This is a genomic window from Marinifilum sp. N1E240 (assembly GCF_009295825.1).
In the GTDB taxonomy this organism is placed as follows: domain Bacteria; phylum Bacteroidota; class Bacteroidia; order Bacteroidales; family Marinifilaceae; genus Marinifilum_A; species Marinifilum_A sediminis.
In genome coordinates this window covers 1-22,044 of sequence record NZ_WHKF01000009.1, presented here as the reverse complement: position 1 = coordinate 22,044, position 22,044 = coordinate 1, and the positions used below count along the sequence as shown (strand labels likewise).

Annotated in this window: 17 protein-coding genes and 1 rRNA gene; 8 read left to right on the top strand and 10 right to left on the bottom strand. The window is 33.0% G+C overall.

Features of this window, described 5'->3' with window-relative positions; all coding sequences use genetic code 11:
* The 6 genes from GCQ56_RS17165 to GCQ56_RS17140 all read right to left on the bottom strand — a co-directional run bounded on the left by GCQ56_RS17165 (position 1) and on the right by GCQ56_RS17140 (position 5,430).
* On the bottom strand, positions 1–1,599 hold the full coding sequence (locus GCQ56_RS17165) for a DUF6029 family protein (protein WP_152735769.1): 1,599 nt from the start codon (positions 1,597–1,599) through the stop codon (positions 1–3).
* A gap of 31 nt (positions 1,600–1,630) precedes the next feature.
* Positions 1,631–2,122 carry a TlpA disulfide reductase family protein gene (locus GCQ56_RS17160; protein WP_152735768.1) on the bottom strand — a complete coding sequence of 164 codons (492 nt, stop codon included), beginning with the start codon at positions 2,120–2,122 and terminating at the stop codon, positions 1,631–1,633.
* A gap of 179 nt (positions 2,123–2,301) precedes the next feature.
* Positions 2,302–2,814, bottom strand: a complete 513-nt coding sequence (locus tag GCQ56_RS17155) for a DUF6174 domain-containing protein (RefSeq protein ID WP_152735767.1) — start codon at positions 2,812–2,814, stop codon at positions 2,302–2,304.
* An 81-nt stretch (positions 2,815–2,895) separates the two neighbouring features.
* Positions 2,896–3,396: a DUF6174 domain-containing protein gene (locus tag GCQ56_RS17150; protein WP_152735766.1), complete on the bottom strand. Its 501-nt coding sequence runs from the start codon at positions 3,394–3,396 to the stop codon at positions 2,896–2,898.
* Positions 3,397–3,512: 116 nt separating this feature from the next.
* Positions 3,513–4,094, bottom strand: a complete 582-nt coding sequence (locus tag GCQ56_RS17145; RefSeq protein WP_152735765.1) for a thioredoxin family protein — start codon at positions 4,092–4,094, stop codon at positions 3,513–3,515.
* A gap of 136 nt (positions 4,095–4,230) precedes the next feature.
* Positions 4,231–5,430 (bottom strand): exo-beta-N-acetylmuramidase NamZ domain-containing protein, encoded by a 1,200-nt coding sequence (locus GCQ56_RS17140; RefSeq protein WP_152735764.1) that lies wholly within the window; start codon positions 5,428–5,430, stop codon positions 4,231–4,233.
* Positions 5,431–5,501: 71 nt separating this feature from the next.
* On the opposite strand from GCQ56_RS17140, the gene GCQ56_RS17135 reads away from it, so the two are divergent.
* Positions 5,502–6,746, top strand: coding sequence for an ABC transporter permease (locus tag GCQ56_RS17135; protein WP_152735763.1), 1,245 nt, complete (start codon positions 5,502–5,504; stop codon positions 6,744–6,746).
* On the opposite strand, the gene GCQ56_RS17130 is transcribed toward GCQ56_RS17135, so the two are convergent.
* Positions 6,743–10,204, bottom strand: a complete 3,462-nt coding sequence (locus GCQ56_RS17130) for a PEP/pyruvate-binding domain-containing protein (protein ID WP_227006104.1) — start codon at positions 10,202–10,204, stop codon at positions 6,743–6,745. The genes GCQ56_RS17135 and GCQ56_RS17130 overlap by 4 nt on opposite strands.
* Before the next feature lie 230 nt (positions 10,205–10,434).
* Between GCQ56_RS17130 and gdhA the strand changes: the two genes are divergently transcribed.
* The 7 genes from gdhA (at position 10,435) to GCQ56_RS17095 (ending at position 18,324) form a co-directional block, all read left to right on the top strand.
* Complete coding sequence (gene gdhA, locus GCQ56_RS17125; protein WP_152735850.1) at positions 10,435–11,781, top strand: NADP-specific glutamate dehydrogenase; 1,347 nt, start codon at positions 10,435–10,437, stop codon at positions 11,779–11,781.
* A gap of 108 nt (positions 11,782–11,889) precedes the next feature.
* Positions 11,890–12,780 (top strand): CPBP family intramembrane glutamic endopeptidase, encoded by an 891-nt coding sequence (locus GCQ56_RS17120; protein WP_152735762.1) that lies wholly within the window; start codon positions 11,890–11,892, stop codon positions 12,778–12,780.
* A gap of 4 nt (positions 12,781–12,784) precedes the next feature.
* A complete protein-coding gene (gene blaOXA, locus GCQ56_RS17115) occupies positions 12,785–13,585 on the top strand; it encodes a class D beta-lactamase (RefSeq protein WP_152735761.1) in 801 nt (266 codons plus the stop codon).
* A 32-nt stretch (positions 13,586–13,617) separates the two neighbouring features.
* Positions 13,618–14,109 carry a DUF2059 domain-containing protein gene (locus tag GCQ56_RS17110; protein ID WP_152735760.1) on the top strand — a complete coding sequence of 164 codons (492 nt, stop codon included), beginning with the start codon at positions 13,618–13,620 and terminating at the stop codon, positions 14,107–14,109.
* Positions 14,110–14,200: 91 nt separating this feature from the next.
* Positions 14,201–16,174 carry a Glu-tRNA(Gln) amidotransferase subunit GatE gene (gatE, locus tag GCQ56_RS17105; protein WP_152735759.1) on the top strand — a complete coding sequence of 658 codons (1,974 nt, stop codon included), beginning with the start codon at positions 14,201–14,203 and terminating at the stop codon, positions 16,172–16,174.
* On the top strand, positions 16,174–17,556 hold the full coding sequence (gatD, locus tag GCQ56_RS17100; protein ID WP_152735758.1) for a Glu-tRNA(Gln) amidotransferase subunit GatD: 1,383 nt from the start codon (positions 16,174–16,176) through the stop codon (positions 17,554–17,556). Before gatE ends, gatD begins: the two co-directional genes overlap by 1 nt.
* Before the next feature lie 108 nt (positions 17,557–17,664).
* Positions 17,665–18,324 (top strand): CoA pyrophosphatase, encoded by a 660-nt coding sequence (locus tag GCQ56_RS17095; protein WP_152735757.1) that lies wholly within the window; start codon positions 17,665–17,667, stop codon positions 18,322–18,324.
* Here GCQ56_RS17095 and GCQ56_RS17090 read toward each other — a convergent pair.
* The 3 genes from GCQ56_RS17090 to rrf form a co-directional block, all read right to left on the bottom strand.
* The gene (locus GCQ56_RS17090; protein ID WP_152735756.1) at positions 18,301–19,725 is read right to left on the bottom strand and encodes a transglycosylase SLT domain-containing protein; all 1,425 of its coding nucleotides are present in this window, start codon (positions 19,723–19,725) and stop codon (positions 18,301–18,303) included. The genes GCQ56_RS17095 and GCQ56_RS17090 overlap by 24 nt on opposite strands.
* A 90-nt stretch (positions 19,726–19,815) precedes the next feature.
* Entirely contained in the window at positions 19,816–21,780 is a 1,965-nt protein-coding gene (locus tag GCQ56_RS17085; protein WP_152735755.1) for a putative porin, read from the bottom strand.
* A 182-nt stretch (positions 21,781–21,962) separates the two neighbouring features.
* Positions 21,963–22,044, bottom strand: a 5S ribosomal RNA gene (gene rrf / locus GCQ56_RS17080); the annotation flags it as partial.

The window sequence follows — 22,044 nt, the reverse complement described above, 5'->3', positions numbered from 1 at the left end:
TTAAAAACTTTTACTCAAACTAAAGCTAAAACCACTTGCTGCAGGTACCATTCTACAAACACCTCCTACACAAAGTAAACCTTCTTTTTGTCTTCCATAACTCAAAGAAAATCGAGTAGATTTTTTCACATAGCTACCTCCTAAGTTGATATAATGAACATCTGTTTTACCAGAATTGTACATATCTGAAACAAAGAAGGACCAACGACTACCAATATTGTATTCCAAAGTCCCGGCAATCCAATCTTGCATGTCTTGCTTTGTATTTAAATATTGAAATTCTGCTCGTATTGCTTTTCCTTTTTTCAATTTATACTGCAGGTCAGATACAAATACCTTAGCTTTCACCAAACCTTTATCACCACCTTCAATTACACTTTTATTGTACTCAAGATTCATGAACGTAAAGTAAGATTTGAAGCGTTTCGACCACTTCTTTTGAATTTCAACATTAAAATCACGATACAATTTGGTGCCATCAAAACCTAAAAATTCCGAATCCTTATAAAACACACCATCAACTTGTGTTCCTTCCAACTTATTGTAATGCGAATAGTTTAAAGAAATTCTCGTTCCATATTTTCCACCCAAAGCTGATTTTTTCTTAATGGTGTATACAAAATCTACCTGACCACCAATTTCGCCCATTGCTTGTGTCGAATATGGGTATAAATTAGCCAAACTGTATTTATGCTGCTTTGTATTGGCTGGCAAATAATTCACAAACAACTCGTTATTAACAGCTTCTCTTTCCGATCTAAAGGTCATATTTTCCAATCTTCTAAATGAGAAATTTAAACCTAAACCCTTCTGAGTGTAACTATAATTAGCCAGCAAAGCTTCTCCTTTTGATATTATTTGAGGAGTTGCCGAACTTCCATCTTCACCTTTATTCACGTATTCAACTTGAAGAGCACTTTTCCCAGAAGAAAAATCAACTCTTGCGGACCAAGCATTTACACTTGACGGGAAATCTTCTACGGGACCAGTATAATCCTGATATCTATTTATATATCCTCCACCTACAATCAAGATCGAATTCCCTTCAATTTCCAATCCTTCCAGCACGTTTAACTCTCCGTCAATTCCTCTAATTTTTCCCTCTCCAGTATCGAAATATTTGCGTTGTTTTCCATATACAGCTTTTAAACTGATATAATTAGTAGGCTTAAACCTAATATTAACACCTTCAAGAGAATTGTTTAAACCCAATTGTCGATCTTCCCATGCTCTAAAAAGTAAGCCGCTTCCAAATTGCTCATAAAAGTTACCAACTGTTATCGCCAAATCTTTATCTTGATAGGAAACATATTTGTGCACTATTCCTTCATCATCTAAATTAAAATCATATCCCAATAATGGAGGTAAATAGGCTTCATACTGAATTCCAGCTTGAAATTTTCCATAATTGTAATTCAACTTTAAGTAATTGTTTGATCCAAAATTGTCTTTAGGTGCTCTAGCTCCAATTTTGCTATCATCTCTATATATTTGATTATTACTTTCGAAACTTCCTGACAAAGTCCCTTTTTCTTGTGAAAAAAGAGAACTACTTGTGATTGTTAGAATAACTAAAAGGCAGATGTATATTCTATTCATTTGGTTAGATATTAAATTTATTTGTGTTGATTTACTTTATCAATTGGCGCACTTGCTCAATTATCTCCTCTTCGCTTCCTGGATTATAAGTTGTATGTTCCCATACAATTTCTCCTTCTCCATTTAAAATTAAAGTATGAGGTACGTTTACAATGTTTAAGGCTCTCTTTAAGTCCTGATTAGAATCTAAATAAACCTCAAACGGCCAATCTTTTCCTAAAACCAAGCTTTTTACACGTGCACTTGTTCGCGCATCATCAATCGAAACTGCAATAATTTTTACACCGGTCTCTTCAAACCAATCTTCATATTCGTCGTTAAAGGCCGACAATTCACTTAAACAGGGTTTACACCATGTTGCCCAAAAGCTTATTACAATTGGTTTTCCATCATTAGTAAATTGATTTGCATTAACACTCTCTCCCGCCAGTGTTTTAACTGCAGTTTCCGGCATTTTTTTTTGCGCCAAAGTGCTAACTATTGCTATCCCAATTAGCAATAGCGTTAAAGTAAGTTTCTTCATATCAATAATTAAAAAGGTTAATTTAAGGTTTGAATATAATATTTTTTAACCTGAATTTAAACCAACTCATAATAATGCAGTAGAATGTTCTTATAAGTTCATTTTTAATATTTAGAATATTAAGCACAATAAAAAAGGCTCCATTTTCATGGAGCCATCTATATTTTTCAGTTTATTAATTATTCTTCGAGTTGGAAATTACTTATAAATCTATGAAAGAAACCATCAATCTCAACAGGTTCTGTAACACCATAAATAAACTTCACCTCTTCCGGGTATAAATATTCACTATTGTAGACTACTTTGATCTCCTTAAGGTAGGAAATGTCTCCTTCAACCAATTTAATCTCTCCATTTTCAGGATAAGCATCTTTAATCTCCTGAAAAATTTGATTAATTGTTAGATAATTTGGAGTAGGTGAACCCAATATTTCTACATCATCTACCTCACCACTTCTTACTTCTATTTTAAAATCCATTTCTGGAGAATATCCAAATTCATAAGAATAATTCTGCAGGTTTAGATCATTCCACTTTTCTAAATTTTCTAGATGTGTCTTTTCATCAAACACAACCTTTTCTGGGATTCCATCATCTAAAAGTGCTTCGAATTTTTCATCATCATTATCATCGCATGACATGATCAGAACAGAAAGAAATAACGTACAAAATAATAGAAGTTTGGTTTTCATGATTATTAATTTGGTTGGTTAAATTACTTATATGCAGAATAATCGAATTCCATTTAAACATGAGCTACTTAAATTTTCTTTTTAATCTTCAAAGACAAAATTGCTAATGTATTGGTGCATATTCCAAACTCCAACCATTCCATCGGGAATATGATATATGTAATGTATTTCAATAGGATAATAAAATTGTCCATCATACTGTATTTCAATTTCTTCAAGATATACCTCATTGGATTCATCAAGCATACCATCAGTTTGATATTTAGCTTCTATTTCTTCAAATAAATCATTAATTATATATTTATCTGGATCTTGAATTCCATTCTCTTTTAATTCACTCACACTAATTTCATTTCCATTTGAAACAATCACTTTTACATGTGATGATATCCCGGTATAAGAATAGCCTGAATTAGAATACTCATAAGAATAATTCTGAAGTTTTAAATTGTTCCACTTCTCTCTATTGCTTAAAAATTCCCCTTCATTAAATTCAACAATCTTTATATCACCTTCACTTTCGCAAGAAATAATCAAAACAGGAAGGATTAACAGGTAAATCAATAGAAGTTTGGTTTTCATGATTATTAATTTGGTTGGTTAAATTATTTATTAGATGCTAAACAATTGATTTGGTTGCGCTTGCTCACAAAAAAAGCAGTACTAAAAGTACTGCTTCAATTTTTTATAAAAATTTCCTACAATAAATCGCAAGCGTCTGCTGGCATCCAGTGTTTGTCTTTTCCATCCCATTTCACATTACAGCCAATTGGATTAGTAACAGGTTTCGAAACTTTTTCCCCGGCTAAATATTCATCAATAGCTCTTTCCAAATCCCGAACTTGAACTTTAGATGTATCCTTTGGATTATCAACAGCTCTTCCTGTATATATCAATTTCCTATCACTATCGAAAAGGTAATAATGAGGCGTTCTTAATGCACCATAATTAACGGCAACCTCCTGTGATTCGTCGTATAAATAAACCCATGGAAATTCATTTTCCTCCATTCGGGTTACCATATGATCGTAATCATCTTCTTCGTAAGTGTTAGGTGAATTCGAATTGATTCCAATAAATTCAACACCGTGAGGCATATATTTTTCAGCAATTGCCCTGGTATCTTCATCTGAACCTATAACATAAGGACAATGATTGCAGGTAAAAAATACAACCAAAAGTTTCGAAGATTTAAAATCAGATAATTTATATTTAATCCCATCTGTTGCTATCAAATTAAATTCCGGAGCGATATCGCCAATTTGTAAGGTAAATGCCATTTTCTTTCAATTTTCGGTTGTTACTCCCTTAAATTTACCGATTATTTTGATAAGTTCTAAATTATTAGATCTGAATTTTACGAATTTTACAACTACATTAATTGTTTAAAACTCTATGTATGAATTGAATTCTATATTAATTTTTCACCTCAGAATAAATAAGATACTTGCTTCTAATAATTTTGAAATTATTCAAACCTTCACTCCAACTTTCTCTTATTTCCTCTTCTGAAATTCCTTTTTCAAGCTGTTGTTTTAACTGATTTGTTCCTGCTAAATTCCTAAAAAAAGCATTGAAAAACTTCTCTTTTTCTTTTAATTGCGAATAGGCAGTCATTAAAAAAGACAAATCCAATTTCTTCCTATTTCTAAAAGAATCTTCATTCATCAATCGTAAATCAAATCCATTGCATTTTTCACCTTTAAATTTTGGGTATTTGCTTGCTCCAGGTATACTTCTAGGTGTAAAAGTAAAATAAGATTCATTCATAAATGGATGACCATAACATTGAAATGGATGATCGGTTCCACGACCTGCACTAACAGATGTTCCCTCGAAAAAACACAAAGATGGATATAGTGTTATTGACAACGAATTTGGCAAATTAGGAGAAGGTTTAACTGGCAAATGGTATTTCTGACCTCGATTCCAATTTTTACAAGCAATAACCTTTAAATCGCACTGAACACCATTTTTCAACCATTTTTCTCCATTAATCATTTTGGCATATTCGCCAATAGTCATACCATATACAATAGGTACAGGGTGCATTCCTACAAAGGAAGAATATTGCATGTCTAAAACTGGTCCATCGATATAATGTGCATTAGGATTAGGTCTATCCAGTACAATTAAAGGAATATTTTGCTCGGCACAAATCTCCATCACGTAATGTAAAGTAGATATGTAGGTATAAAAACGCACGCCAACATCCTGCAGATCGAAAAGCATCATATCAATACCTCTAACATCTGAAATTGATGGTTTAAAATGCTTACCATAAAGCGATACAATTTGAATTCCTGTTAATTTATCTTTTGCATTTTTAATTTTCTCTCCAGCATCAGCTTTCCCTCTAAAACCATGTTCCGGACTAAATATTTTTTTGATTTTAACATTCTTGGCAATTAAATAATCCACCAAGTGTTCATTCTTAATTAAAGATGATGGATTGGCTACAATTGCAATTTTTTTATCTTTTAATAAAGGCAAATATTCGACAGTATTATCGGCTCCACAATCAATTTTTTTCTCTAATTCCGTAGTGCAGGAGTAAGCAAAAGAATTCACTAACAATAATAAGGCAATCAAATTATATCTTAAAAAAGTCTTCATTTTATTAATTTTCCATTAGGTTAACATGAAATTACTACTTTTGTGTTATTCTCAACAAAAATAATTTCAATTTGAACCTAGAACTGTTTATAGCCAAAAAGATTACATCTGCTGAAAAGGGAGAAAAAAACATTTCTCATCCTATTATAAGTATTGCTAAAGTTAGTATTTCTCTTGGGATCTGTGTAATGATTTTAGCAGTTGCTATTGTTACTGGTTTTAAATCGGAAATTAAGAATAAAGTGATCGGTTTTGGCTCTCACATACAGGTTACCAATTACGATAACAATTCTTCCTTCGAAACTCAACCAATTGACAAGAACCTAATAGATACCAAATCAATTGAAAATGTAGGAGGAATTCGTCACATTCAAACCTTTGCCACAAAACCTGGAATTTTAAAAACAAAAACAGAAATTCAAGGAATTGTTTTAAATGGAGTTGCCAAAGATTACGATTGGGATTTTTTTAAAAAGCATCTAGTTGCTGGAAATACAATTCAACTGCCTGATAGCACAAAAAGCAATGACATCTTAATTTCAGAAAAATTATCTTCTCTATTAAATTTAAATATTGGCGATAAATTGTCGGTGTATTTTATTCAGCAACCACCTCGACAAAGAAGATTTACCGTTACCGGTATTTACAATACAGGAATAGAAGAATTAGATAAACTTTTTCTGATTTGTGATATGCGTCATATCCAAAAATTGAATGATTGGGAAGATCATGAAGTTAGTGGATATGAGATTTTCATTGATGATTTTAAAGAATTATCGGAACTTACCCATTTAGTAAAAGGATTTACTGCCAGCTCGTTCACCGATGATGGCGCAAGTTTAAAAGTAAGGAGTATTGATAGAAAATATCCTCAAATTTTTAGTTGGCTCGAAATGCTGAATATTAATGTTTGGGTAATATTAGGTTTAATGATTTTAGTTGCAGGGTTTAACATGATATCGGGATTACTAATTATTATTCTTGAAAAAACCAGTATGATTGGCGTCTTAAAAGCTCTGGGAACAGCAAATTGGTCTATCCGAAAAGTTTTTCTTTACCAAGCTTCAATGATTATTGGAAAAGGAATGATTTGGGGCAATGTAATTGGCATTTCAATTTGCTTGATACAACACTATTTTAAAATCATTCCTCTTGATCCTACAAGTTATTACGTTGAAACAGTTCCAATAAATCTCAAATTAAGTCATCTTATACTCTTAAATATTGGCAGTTTAATTGCAACCGTATCTATGCTTTTAATTCCATCATATCTGATTACAAAAATCAGTCCTTCAAAAGCAATACAATTCGATTAAGAGTTCCAATTGGCAATTGCCAATCGTTTTTTACCATCCATTTTAATAGTTAAAGGCTTTTTGAATCGTATATGTTTTACAGCGCCATACTCGGCTACTAAATCTTGTTTTCTTAGTAAATCGTAATCAACAAAAGAAGTCTCAGAGTGATGATGAATGGAACAATAGCCAATATTCATCGAAGTTACATTGTGGAAAAAATGCGAGCCCGACGATGCTTCCAAAGGATAATCCTCAAAGCTGGTTTCTACAATTAGTTTGGCACTGGAAATATCATTCCATTTTACCGGGATACCAATCCATCTGTCACGGGTTCCCCATCGTCCTGGTCCAATAAGAATATAATTCTTGTTCTGATACCTCATTTTCTCATTCACCGATGAAATAACCGATGCAATATCCAGTGTCATATCCTTATGAAATTGATCTGGAGAAATGTAAATTACATCCACTACATCATCAACCAAACCATTTCCCATACTCATTTCAGATAGAAGAAGAAGCTTATTTCTATCCACCTCTTCTAATTTCACATTGTAATCGTCAACATTCCCTATTAAAGGTTTTATCTGCAACAGGTAAAAAGAAGCCTTACCATCTTTATCCTTACTTAAATCAACAGCAAATTCAATCTCTATCGGCGACCCCATAGCTTCTTTTACAATATCCAGAACCATTTCGATGGTTTTTGCCAAAGGAATATAATCGTACTTTAGAATATTTGCAAAATTGATAATTCTTGGACCATAAGCATCCAATCCCGGACTTATCGTATCATTTACTGAATTGTAGACCGACGCACAGTGCATCAGGTTTCCATGTTCTTCTGCATCGTCTATATCCAAACGAATTAAACCTGCCGTTTCTCCTTCCATTAAATCAATATCCTGTTTCTTTAAATCCACAGCATAAAACTCAACCTGAGAATTCTTAAACTGATCCTTAGGAGAATTGTTCTCTATAGTAGGAAAAACTGGTGAAAAACGGAAAGCTTTTTCTCCATCAACCACATATTTACCCAAACCGACAGCTATAACAGCATATCCTTCCTCAGGTTTCATATGCCCAAAAGGATAATAATTGTAAGACTGTGCTACTCCTGAAATGTGCGGATAGAAGGCATCTTTATATCTGTTTCCCACCACTTCCTGAATGACTACCGCCATTTTTTCCTCTTCAATCTTATAATTTAAAGCATTTACATTTGCTCGAGATTCTTCGGAGAAAATTGACGCATAAACTAGCTTTATGGCATCAGTAACCTGCTTTACTCGTTGGTTTAAATCAGGATGATTATTTGGTACCAAATAGGTTTGAAAAACTCCCGCAACAGGTTGTAATAATGAATCCTCAAACAAGCCAGAAGATCGAATTGCCAAAGGCTGATCAAAATTCATGAGCAAGATTCTAATTTTTTGAACCAAACGAATGGTGAGATCCGAAACTAAAAATAGTTGTTGAACTTCCTTGAAATCATATATTTCTTTCGTCTTATCCAACAGGTTATTTCGATCCAAAAATGATTCATATTCATCCACACCAATCACAGCCGTCATCGGAGCTTTTATATTGATATCTTTTACATACCTGCTTAAATCTAAATTGAAAAGCATAGAATTAATAAAGGCTAATCCTCTACCTTTACCTCCTAATGATCCTGTCGATAGAGTAACAATATTATGTGCATTTAAAATATGATCTGTATTAAACTCAACAACCTTACCTTTATTTTTTTCGTTACGATAATTCTGAATCACATTAATCAGGTAATCCCTTACATCTTCAGCCGATTTAAAATCGCTGATGTTATAGGGCGCAATCATTTTAGCAATGCGAATCTCTCCACGAGCCATTAACCAAAGCGAAAAATGATTTTTATTGGCATGATAAACCAATGATTCTGCTGGAATATGATACAAATATTCTTCAAACTCTTTTAATGATTTAGCGGTAGCAATTTCATTTCCATCGGCATCTTTGTAAACAAAATCGCCAAAGCCTAAAAACTGACGAATAAATAATCGAATATCATGACGTAATGTTTCAGAATTCTTATTGATAAAACTACATTTCAATTTAAAGGCAAAAGCTGCATTTGTTACATCTGATGATTGCAGTATTACAGGTAAATTTGGATAAACCCCTTTTATTTCCTTTACCAACTGAATACCTGCATCTTCTTCGAATACTCCTTCCTTTTTAAATTTCACATCAGATATTAAACACAGTAAAAACTCTCGAAACTTATGATAGATATTCATGGCTTCCTCGTAATTCGAAGCTAAAAGTATTTTTGGTCGTGCCCTTAATCTAAGAATCTTGTATTGTGCATCAGTGCTTACATCATCAATTATTCGTTGTGTTTGTGCCAATACACTTTGATACAACATTGGCATATATCTTGAATAATATTTCGCAGAATCTTCAACCAACAAAATAACTCTCGAGAGACCAATTTTAGTGTCATTATCTACATTAACCTTATCTTCAAGAGATTTAATCATGGCAAAAAACACCTGAGACTCTCCATTCCACACGAATATTTTATCCACACCTGTTAATTCTGTTCTTTGTTCTTCAAAAAGAGCAATATCTGCATCATTGTTAAGAAGAAGGAAAATTGAGATGTAAGGGAACTCTTTTTTAATTCTTTCGCTATATTCAATAGGAGTATTCTTATCCACACCAACCATTAAAATAATCATATCAAAATGCTTAGTATGCAGTTGCTCCATAGTTTCTTCAAGAGTGGAAACTCCTGTCACCCTAGGCATTGATGTCAAATTTAATTGATGATACTCACCTAAAATTTGCTCCGAAAATTTACCCTCCCTTTCAATACAGTATGCATCGTACAGGTTTGCTACCAATAAAATTTCTTTCACCTTAAAAGGCATCAAATCATGATAAATATCCCTATCTGCATTATTTTTATTCAGAAAGTTCTGGAGTAATTTTCTATTGGTTACGGGAACATACGGACCAACTATTTCTTTTTTAGTATCGTCAATATCTTCCTTAACTCTCGACAATAGTTGTTTTCCTGTTTCACTATTGATATAACCCACAATAATATGAGCTAAATTTTCTACCAAATGCCGCTCCTCCTTCAAGAATGGACCTTCATCGATAGTTGGAAACTTCTTTACGTAACAAATTTCAATTCTACCACTTCTATTATCAATACTCATGAATTCCTGAGTCATTGTCCATTGCGACAAACGAAAACCTGAACTCAAATATTCCTGTCCATCAAAAATAATTCTGGCAACTGTAAACTCTGGATATTGCCAGGCACGAGGCAGGATAAAACAGATTTGCTGAAGTGTGTCTTCTATTGATTTTCCTTCTTTAATAATGCCGGTAGTTTGATTAATTGCAGCCAATTCTTTCAAACGCTCAATATTTTCGGCTAATATCTTATTGATTCCTGGTGTTTTATCAACTTCTGAACTCATAGTTTTGGGTTTCTTACGTAGATACAATAAAAATTAAAGCTCAATTTTCCTGACTCGTGTACTATTTGTGGGCTCTTCTAAATTTAAAAAAATTAAACGAGATCTAACAGCTTGACCTTAAATGATTTCTTTCATACCTTTAATAGAGTAAGTAGTTATCCAAAAGGCTACTTTCTAATTACACCCAAAATGAATCATGTCTAACTTAAACATTTTTTACCATGACAACCATGTTAAAAGCCCCTTCCAGCAAGGAATTTATGGACAATCTGATCAACAGAACTCCAGGAGAAATTGAATTCCATCAGGCTGTTCACGAAGTAGTTGAATCCTTACTTCCTTTTCTTGAAGAAAATCCAAAGTACAAAACTGCCAAAATTCTGGAGCGCATCTCCGAGCCAGAAAGAGTGTTAATTTTTAGAGTTCCATGGGTTGACGACAGAGGAGAAGTTCAAGTAAACCGAGGCTACAGAGTTGAGATGAATAGTGCTATTGGACCTTATAAAGGTGGTCTCCGCTTTCACCCAACTGTAAATTTGGGAATTCTTAAATTCCTTGCCTTCGAACAAGTTTTTAAAAATAGTTTAACAACGCTTCCAATGGGAGGTGGTAAAGGTGGATCTGACTTTGATCCGAAACAAAAATCAGACGGCGAAGTAATGCGTTTTTGCCAGAGTTTTATGACAGAACTTTGCAAACACATTGGTCCGAATACCGATGTTCCTGCCGGCGATATTGGTGTTGGCGGTCGCGAAATTGGTTTTATGTTTGGACAGTACAAGCGTCTTCGCAATGAATTTACTGGTGTTTTAACTGGTAAAGGTGCTGAATGGGGTGGAAGTTTAATACGTCCTGAAGCAACTGGATATGGTAATGTCTATTTTGCACAGGAAATGTTAATGGCTAAAGGTGATAGCCTTAAAGATAAAATTGTTACTGTTTCAGGTTCTGGAAATGTAGCTCAGTTTACTGTCGAAAAAGTAAATGAACTTGGAGGAAAGGTGGTTACATTATCAGATTCATCTGGTTTTATTTACGATCCTGATGGAATTGATGGTGAAAAACTAGCTTTTGTAATGCGTCTTAAAAATGTAAAACGAGGTCGTATTGAAGAGTATGCCAACAAATACAAAGTTGGATATTTCCCTGGAGAGAGACCTTGGGGAGTTAAATGTGATGTTGCTTTACCTAGTGCAACTCAAAATGAAATTAATGAAGAAGAAGCAAAAACATTAATTGAAAATGGATGTATTTGTGTTTCGGAAGGTGCAAATATGCCTTCAACACCTGAGGCTGTTGAAGTTTATTTGGAAAATGAAATTCTTTATGGACCAGGTAAAGCGGCTAATGCCGGTGGAGTTGCTGTTTCTGGTCTTGAAATGTCGCAAAATGCAATGCGCATTAGTTGGACTCGTGATGAAGTTGATAACCATTTAAAACGCATCATGAAAGATATTCATACCACTTGCGTAAAATTTGGAAAATCATCTAATGGTTTTGTGAATTACGTTAATGGAGCCAACATTGGAGGCTTTGTTAAAGTTGCCAATGCAATGATGTCTCAAGGAATTGTATAAATAGTTCTTGAATATAATTTAAGCTTGCTTCAAAAGAAGCAAGCTTTTTTTATTAAATGATATATCTGTTTTGTTAACTTTACAAACAACTAATCAATTTACTAAATCATGAATGAATCAATCCAAAACCCAGCAATTAAAAAAGGCTGGTTACGTGCCTTACTTATTATTATACCCTTCCTAATTGTTACAATTATATTCTTGCTAGTAGGAAAAGTAATAAGCAAACTAATTATCGATTCATTAATAAATGAATCTTCGATAAGTCAAACAATACTAGAACAAAGTAAAATGTTGATTGTTCAGTTTTTTGGTACTATAGGTACTTTGACTATTGTTTGGATTTTCACTCGATTTATAGATAGAAGAGAACTAAATGATATAGGTTTCTCGCTTAAAAACAGAAGTAAGGATATCTTGTACGGTCTACTCACAGGTTCATTACTAATGGGAATAGGAACCTTAATATTATGGATAAATGGAAACCTAAGTATTACTGCAATAAATTTTAATTTCATTAGTTTATTTCAAAGTATTCTAATTTTTATCTTGGTTTCTATTAATGAAGAGGTATTTGTTCGCGGATATATTCTTCCCAATTTTATGGATTCTATGAATCGTTACTTAGCACTACTTTTATCAGCACTCTTATTCACAGTAATGCATCTATTTAACCCTAATGTTTCATTTCTAGGAATTACAAATATCTTGTTAGCTGGATTGCTTTTAGGAATCAGCTATATTTTCACAAAGAATCTTTGGTTTCCCATAGCTCTACATTTTAGCTGGAACTTTTTTCAAGGACCGATTTTTGGTTTCGAAGTTAGCGGAACAAATACAGACACTTTAATTTCTCAAACCATAACTGGAAGCGAATTACTTACAGGTGGTAAATTTGGTTTCGAAGGATCTTTACTTGCCAGCTTGCTTTGTTCAGCATGTATTATCCTATTTTGGTTTATCTACAAAAAACAAGATTATCAATTGTTAAGAGCTTAAATTCATGAGAAATATTATCCTTCTATCCGTATTATTAACATTTATCGGTTGTGATGTTCAGAAAAAATCAGTTCTGGAACAATTCACGACAAATGATATTCTAAAGATTTTTGAGAAAGAAAATACTAAAGGATGTTTTATCATTCAAGATTTTAAAAACAACAAATCATTGAGTTATAATTCTGTACGATTAGATTCAGTTTTTTTGCCAGCTTCGACATTTAAAATCATTAATTCGATGATTGCATTGGAAACTGAAGTTATTAAAGATGAAAATGAAATCATTAAATGGGATGGTAAAAAACGCTTCATAAATGAATGGAATAGAGATCACAATTTAAAATCAGGCATAAAATATTCGGTGGTTTGGTTATATCAGGAATTAGCAAGACGTATTGGTGAGGATAGGATGTTACATTGGGTGAAAACTGCCAACTATGGAAATAAAAATATAGGAGGTAATATTGATACTTTTTGGTTGAATGGTGAAATTCGAATAAGTGCAAATCAACAAATTGATTTTTTAAAACGTCTTTATTTGAAAGAACTGCCTTTTTCAAAACAAAATCAGGAAATAGTAAAAGATATCATGATTGTTGAGAAAAAACCCAACTACACGATTCGAGCAAAAACTGGTTGGGCAGTAAGAGTAGAACGTCAAATTGGTTGGTATGTAGGTTACATCGAAAAAAATGATAATGTTTATTTTTTCGCACTAAATATGGATATTAAATCTAAACAGGATGCAGCTAAGCGAAAGTTAATTACTAAACAAATAACTGATTTATTGTATTTAACGAAATAATTTTTGATTTTTGTAATCAATCAAATCACAAAATGATGAAAAATCTAAAACCAATTCTCATAATCTCCTTAGTTCTACTATTTTTTTCTGGAGTTACTCATGCCAATAATAAAAATGGTGATGATGCTTTTACAAAAGATATTAAGCATCTTTTTCAAATTAACGGATCCTCTGCTAGTTTCGAACAATCTGTAAAAACAATGATTATTCATTTTAAATCGCAGGAATCTAATATTCCTTCTGAATATTGGCAAAAAGCTGAAAAAGAGTTTTTAAATACATCAATTGATGATTTAATGGAAATGATTGTTCCAGTATATAAAAAAAATCTTTCGCATGAAGATGTTCGAGCAATGATAGCTTTTTTTGAATCTGAAGCTGGCAAAAGAATTGCTGAAAAAATACCCGAAATTACCAATGAAAGCATGCAGGCAGGTATGATTTGGGGACAGACTATAGGTAAAAAAATCCACGATGATATCGAGAATAAAGGCTATAAAATAAGACTACCATTCATGCAGTAGTTTTATTATAAAATATTAAACCTGAATTAAATCATTTCTTAAACTTTTTAAAATTTGTACTTTTTACGGTTAAAAATAACCTAAGCCCAAAATGAGTACAAAGATTAAACCCAACTCAAATTACGAACTCTCCCGACAACAAATTGGTTATGTAGATCGCAGGTATGCAAAACCTGAAGATTACCGCCGAATTGGCTTTATGTCGGGTTTAGAAGTTCACCAACAACTTGCAACCAAAGAAAAGTTGTTTTGCCATTGTCCTTGCGGAGTTTTCCAAACAAATGAAGATTACGATGCTGAAGTAATTCGCCACATGCGACCTGCAATGAGCGAACTAGGCGGATACGATGGTACTGCTCTTATGGAATTTAAAACCCGTAAGAACATTATATACCGAATCAACAACGAGACTGCTTGTACCTACGAAGTAGATGACACACCACCTTTTAAAATCAATCATGAAGCATTGGGGATTGCTCTAAAAATATCTCTTATGTGCAAATTGAATATAGTTGGTGAAGTGCACATCACTAGAAAGCAATATCTTGATGGCAGTATTCCTACTGGCTTTCAAAGAACAGCGATTCTAGGTGTTAATGGACACATACAACTTAGTAATAAAAAGGTAAATATCATTCAGCTTAGTATCGAAGAAGATTCTTGTCGTGAAATAGCAGATATTGCTCATGAAAGATGGTACAAAACCGATAGATTAGGCACTCCTTTAATTGAAACGGTAACCGCTCCTGAATTAAATACTCCGGACGAACTTCGTGAAGCTGCTGAGTACATTAGATTTTTAAACAGAAGTACGGGATTGGTTCGAACAGGAATGGGAGCTGGACGTGAAGATGTTAATGTGAGCTGCAGAGGAGGATCCAGAGTTGAAATTAAAGGCGTTGCTCACAACAAATGGATTCCTGAATTGTCACACAACGAAGCTTTTCGTCAATGGGCTTTATTGCATATCCGAAAACTATTATTAGAAAGAATAACAAAAGAAGATTGGAAAATAAAATACACTGAACTGGATATTCATGATTTCAATTTCTCTTATCAGCCACTGGTAGATTGTAAAGATAAAAAGCATAAAATTGTTGCCATAAACTTAGCTAAGTTTAAAGGATTATTATCTCACTTTACTCAACCAGGACAAGTATTTGCAAATGAAATATCTCAAAGATTAAAGGTTATAGCTTGTTTGGAATTGCCAAATATGATTCACAACGAACAAGATGATTTTCCATTATCCAAAGATGATTTCAATAAAATAAAAAGTGAATTACAGGCAACTAATGAAGATGCTCAATTAATTATTTGGGGTGACGAAGCAGATGTTAAAACTGCAATAGAAACTATTGAAGAACGTTGCCTGATGGTGTTCGATGGTGTACCAAATGAAACAAGAAAATCTCTAATTGATGGTACAACTATCTTTGAAAGAGTATTACCTGGTGCTGATAGAATGTATCCTGACACCGATTCTGCACCAATATCATTATCAGACACATATATTGACGAATTACGAAAAGATCTGCCTCAAGACACATCAGATAGAATCGATTTATTAATAAAATGGGGAGTTCCTGTAGATGCTTATCATTTTATTTTGAGTAAGAATTTATATCCAGTAATTGAAGAAATTTATACTCGCTTTAAATTTGATCCAAAAAGAATTTCCATCTTTTTCGGTCACACATTTAAAAATATTGTTGGCAAGAAAAGAACAAATGCCGAACTCAATAATCGCAAGTTAATTGGTCTTTTTAAGTTTATTCATGAACAAAAATTACATCCGAATATTGCAAGATATTTACTTCCAATTTTGTATGATCACCCAAAAATGGAATTCAATTCAATGCTTACAGCCTTAAAATTTAAAAAGCGAAGTATGGAAGAATTAGCAGCGCCTATCGATTTCTTAGCTGAAAAATACAAAGACATTCGAAAATCTGAAGAGAAAAAAGATGCTGCCAACTGGATTATGGGTCAATTGCACAAACAAGCTATTGGGAATATTGAATTAAGAGATTTACGTCAAATCATTGATAAACGTCTGCAATAATGGAAGATTTGTTTCAAGGATATAAGGGAAAAGCACTAGCAACCCTAAAAAAATACAATGTAAGAGTGTGGGGTAAAACGCACATATTAACAACTAGAGGAGAATTTGACGGTACCATATTACCTCGTGCTGAAAATGATGATGATCAACACATTGTTCTTAAAATATCTACAGGATATAATATTGGAATAAATGTGAATACCATTCAGGAAATGAAAGAAACTGGCTATAAAAAAGCCAATTATAAAGTACCCGAAAAAGAGTTTCCTTACACTGAAGGTCAACCAGCTGTAAAATTATTTGGTACCGGAGGAACAATAGCTTCACGTTTAGATTATAGGACAGGAGCTGTAATTCCAGCATTTTCTCCAGGGGAATTATACGGTTCGGTACCTGAATTAGCCGATATCTGCAACCTAACAACAGAAAAGGTTTTTGCTGTTTTCAGTGAAAATATGGGACCAAAGCAATATATTGCTCTAGCAATTGCTATTGGCAAAGAAATTGAAAATGGCATTGATGGAATTATTATTGCACACGGTACTGATACATTACATCATACAGCAGCGGCTTTAACTTACATGGTTCAAAACTCACCTGTTCCAATTGTATTAGTTGGTTCTCAACGATCATCAGATCGTCCTTCTTCCGATGCTGCACTTAATCTTATGCATTCAGCAGTGGCTGCTGGGCATGGTGATATTGCGGAAGTAATGGTTTGTATGTTTGGACCTACTTCAGACGAATATGGTTTCCTTCATCGAGGCACCAGAGTAAGAAAAATGCACTCCAGTTATCGTTCAACTTTTCGAACACTAGGAGATACACCTCTAGCAACTGTAACCAGAAAAGGAGTAAAACCTATCAAGAAAAAATACAATCATAGAAGAAAAGATAAGAATGTAACAATTTTGCCATTTTTCGAAGAAAAGGTTACCATTCTGTATTATTATCCTAACATGCAACCAGATGTTATTGACGCTTTAGTTGATTGCGGATACAAAGGGATAATAATAGCAGGAACCGGATTAGGACATGTAAATAAACCCGTTTATCCAGCAATAAAACGAGCAGTAGAAAAAGGAGTTAATATTTTTATGACTGTACAAACTCTATGGGGTTACACACATATGTTTGTTTACGATACTGGTCGTGATTTAATGGCAATGGGTGTAATTCCTTTGGACAATATGCTACCTGAAGCAGCTTACATTAAACTTGGTTGGGCATTGGGACAAACCAACGATCGTGAAGAGGTAATTAAAATTATGGAAACACCTATTAATGATGAAATCACAAAACGAGAACCATATAATGGATATTTGTTGTACCAGGGAGGTGTTCCGGAGGTTGAACAATTCGTCAAAAATTTTAGAAAATAATTCTCAACCCGGTTTAACAGCCGGGTTTTTTAATATAAAGATTAATGATATGTTGACATTTGGGGTAACTTTATACCTATCTTTAAGTAAGATTAGAAAATGAAATTTATGAATATATTGGACACAAAAATTGATTTACAAAAATTCACTGAAGCAATTAATACTGAGCTTAAAAATGGTCTTCCTGGCTTCGATGCTCAAAAAAAAATGTCACCATCTATTCGTGAGCATGCTTTAAAAAAAAGCGACCCAAATATTGCAAGAGACAGTAGTGTTTTGCTACTTTTCTACCCTAAAGAAGGGCAAATATATCTTCCATTTATAAAAAGAACGACAGGAAATACAAGTCATAGTGGGCAAATTAGTCTTCCAGGAGGTAAAACCGAAAAAAGTGATACAAACAGAACTGCAACTGCAATTCGTGAAACAAATGAAGAACTTGGTGTTGATAGTAAAAAAATAAAAATTCTAGGCTCCTTAACCGAGCTTTACATTCCTGTAAGTAACTTCATGGTTCTTCCTGTAATAGGCTATTGTGAAGAGAAACCCGATTTCAAATTAAATCAATTTGAAGTGGAAGAAATTATTGAAATGCCTATTCAAAAACTATTATCAATTGATAATATTAATGAATTTAATTTCGATAAAAATGGAATGACCATACATGCAGCTTACTTCAATGCAAAAGGTCATAAAGTTTGGGGTGCAACAGCAATGATTCTATCAGAACTTCGAGAAATTTTTTTAAGAGCCGGTCTGATCAATTAATGCCATATTTTTATAATGAGCGTAACGATCTAAAATTTTTGTGACGTACAGATATGGTTCTTCTCCCCTACAATATCCATATTTTACAACTGGATCATTATAAAATTCAGGTTTGGCTTTATTCAATAAGTAATAATCTACACTACCTTTCCACTGATCAGGATTTTTACCATTCTTTACTGCCAAACGTCGGGCATCTAAAATATGACCTAATCCAACATTATAAGAGGCTAATAAGAATTGTAGACGATCTGTTTTATCATCAAGTGTTTTATCTAATTTTCCTTCCAAATATTTTAGATATTTAACTCCAGCATCCACATTATCTCTAGCTGATGATAAAGAGTCTACATCGTATCTATAAGCTGTTTCTGGCATCAATTGCATCAAACCAAAAGCGCCAACCCATGATCTAGCCTTAGGATTGAAATTAGATTCTTGATAAACCAAAGCAGACAACAATCTCCAGTCCCAACCAACAATTTTAGATTTTTCTTTCAACAATTCATCATACTCAGATATTTTCCCACTCTTTAAAGTAAAATATTCACTTAATAACATTTCCTCAATCCTTGAGCTTCTGAAATACTTTCTATAAATACGCTTGTATTCTCTGGATTTTTGAAAATCAATTAACCACATGTTTATATCCTGGGTTAAGTGATTTGTTCCTTTACGCAGAGCCCAAGCCAAATTTTGTGGGAAACTAACAGGTGTCTTAATGTCTATTTCAGGATAATATGCTTGATTTACCATTGCTACATTTTCATCGGCAATAGTAAATTTAATTTCACCTTTAGCTACTTTAGATATTAACTGTTCAACTTCTAATTTTTCCGTTTCAACTAGAATCTCTTTACCAAGTTCTTGTGATAGACTTTCAAGTCGTTCTTCGAAAGAAGAAGCCTCTGATACATGAATGTGCTTACCCACCAATTGATTCTGGCTTGAAATATAAGAGCTAGACTGTATTGAATCTTTTAATTGAATCAATACTTGTCTGGACTGGCTGTGAGGTACTGTAAAATTGAACCTATCCATTCTATCTTTGGTAACTGCCAAATTCATACCCAACACATCAACTTCTCCATTTTCTAATGATTTAAAAGAAGAAAGCAGATCATTATTAACAGTCAATTCTAATTTCACCCCAAGATGTTTGGCTAAAGCCTGCAACATCTCGTACTGAAATCCCATGGTTCTACCTTTATATATAAAGTAGTTTGTGGAATTGTAATCGGTTATAACCCGCAGTTTTCCACGTAACTTTACATGCTTTAATTCCACGATTGGTTTCTCTTGCATTTGCATTTCAGCCATTTTCCTATGCTGATTGCAAGTCTGAAGAAATACCATGAAAATCAAAGGTATAACAAGTTTTATATATTTTAATTGTGGCATATAATTCTCCCTTTCTAATATTAAATTAGAAATTATCAGGTCTCAAACCAAGATTATTTGATATAAATTCTTGGTTATTTTTAAGAATTCTTAATTGTAAAATGTCCAAACCAAGCCATACTTTAGCATAGCTGGATTTATTGGGTAATGATTAGTAGTAAAATAATTTTTGCTACCAATAGAAGAATTGGCGTGCTCGTACATAACAAAGATTCGCGTTCTTTTAATCCTAAAATTAACATACAAGTCAATCTTCGGATAATCGCCTAACTCTTTCTCGTTCTGTAAATAAAACTGTCCTGTTGAGGGCATGTAATCAGGAGCATAAAAGGCTGTATTATATCGAACGGCTATACCTGCTTGAAAGCCTAATGCGCCATTGAAAAATTCATTTTTATAATAGTTATTACTGTAAATAGATAAACTTGGTAGCGGTAAAATATTTTCATTAGTACTATTTTGACCAACCAACTTTTGGTTTAGATGAAAGTTACCGAGTTTAAATTTTTTCTCAAGATATCCTGTGAAAACGGATATTCCACTATTCGTTTGTTCCGGAAGAGCATTTAAATTGAAATAAGTATAGTTATCTAACTGAGTAAAATTCGCACCAATTTTAAAATTGTATTTCTTATTAAAATATTCCAAACCCACTTGCAAACTGGTAGTTTTATCGAAGCCAGTTTTCCAACTTTGATGATTTCCATAGTATTCTTCCAAAATAAAATCAGAAGTTTTTGACTCTAATTTACCATTTACTAAGAATCCATGTTTTTCAATTTTATCACCAATCCACTTCGTTAGTTCATAGTTCAATTTAAAATCATTTTGCTTATATCCTTCAAAATAATAAGTCCCCATAGCATTCCAGTTAATTGATTTACCAGATTTACTGAAAAAATTAACAAGCAATTGATTGTTGTGAATTTTTTCATCCTGCTGCTGCCAAGAGTATTGACTCACATTTCTTCTTAAATTGTAATTGGTGAATTCATTGATAATACCAAATCTGGCACCTAAACGAATCCATTTATTCTCATTTTCATTAAATACGATTTGAAAAGTATTTCTTAACGTAGTTTGTTCAACCTTATCGAAAGTAGCAGATTGATCTAAAAGTTTTTGATCGTAAAAATCAGTTGTCAAATTATCATCTTTATATCTCCAGCTATTACTTTCGTAATCCAAAGAATAAAATAAATCTATGGCATAAGAATAAGTAGTATCCTCTTCATGAACAAGCTCAGTTTCCTTACCGATACCATAGGAGTGATTCATGAAAAAATTAAAATTAGTCAATCTACTACTTGCCTGGTCAAGATTAACCTGAATATTTTCTGCATCCTCATTCGTATCTGTAATTAACGAATCTCTAAAAACCCCACCATTCTCCTCAATACTCATTCGATTTGTATTAAGAACAATATCAAATCCGTACTCACGTTTTTTGTATGATGAGAATAAAGTAAAATCATAAAGTTTGGTTTTCTGATTCTGATATTGACCATCACTAGAAATCAAGTCATAATTTATACCAAAATTCCAATATGGATTTATATTCTGAGTCTGCATCGCTCTCAGTAAATTCTCCGACTGTCCTTTTGGACCACCAGTTTCGTAAGATAGTTTTGTATATGGAGTGGTTGTATTAAAAAATATAACATCTTCCGGTTTCATAATATAAGCTCTGTACGGCTTAAAAAACAAAAATGAGTCATCCGTAACTCTATCAATAAAAACATTACTCTGATAGGCAGAACCAAGGTTTCCAAGATAAGAATTAGATATACTTTTTTGATAAATCGGATTGTAATTTTGAATTTCACCTAGAATGGTATCAAGCTCAATTGATTTTTTTATTGTTGCAAAATTAGAAAGTTTCCAAGCTCTAATTACGGATTCAACATTATAACCCAAACTATCAAGTTGGTTTTGATCATCCTGGGATGCCCCCTTAGATTGTCCTGCACTAGGTCTACTTCCAATAGTTTTCTGTGCTACCAAACTATTGGTTAAAGCAAATACAAATACTAATATTATGAAATATTGTTTCATAGCCTACAAAGATAAACAAAGTGGATAAAACTCAAGTAAATTGTTGGAAAATATAGGTTAAAAAACCTTAAGTAAGAGTTAACGGATGTATTTTCCGTATAAGTAGAATTTAATAAACCAAATATTAAATAAATGCATATAAAAAAGAGTCTTACTCCATTTGGAATAAGACTCTTTTTAAAGGTTGGCGTCGACCTACTCTCCCACATTTCTGCAGTACCATCGGCGCTAACGGGCTTAACTTCTCTGTTCGGAATGGGAAGA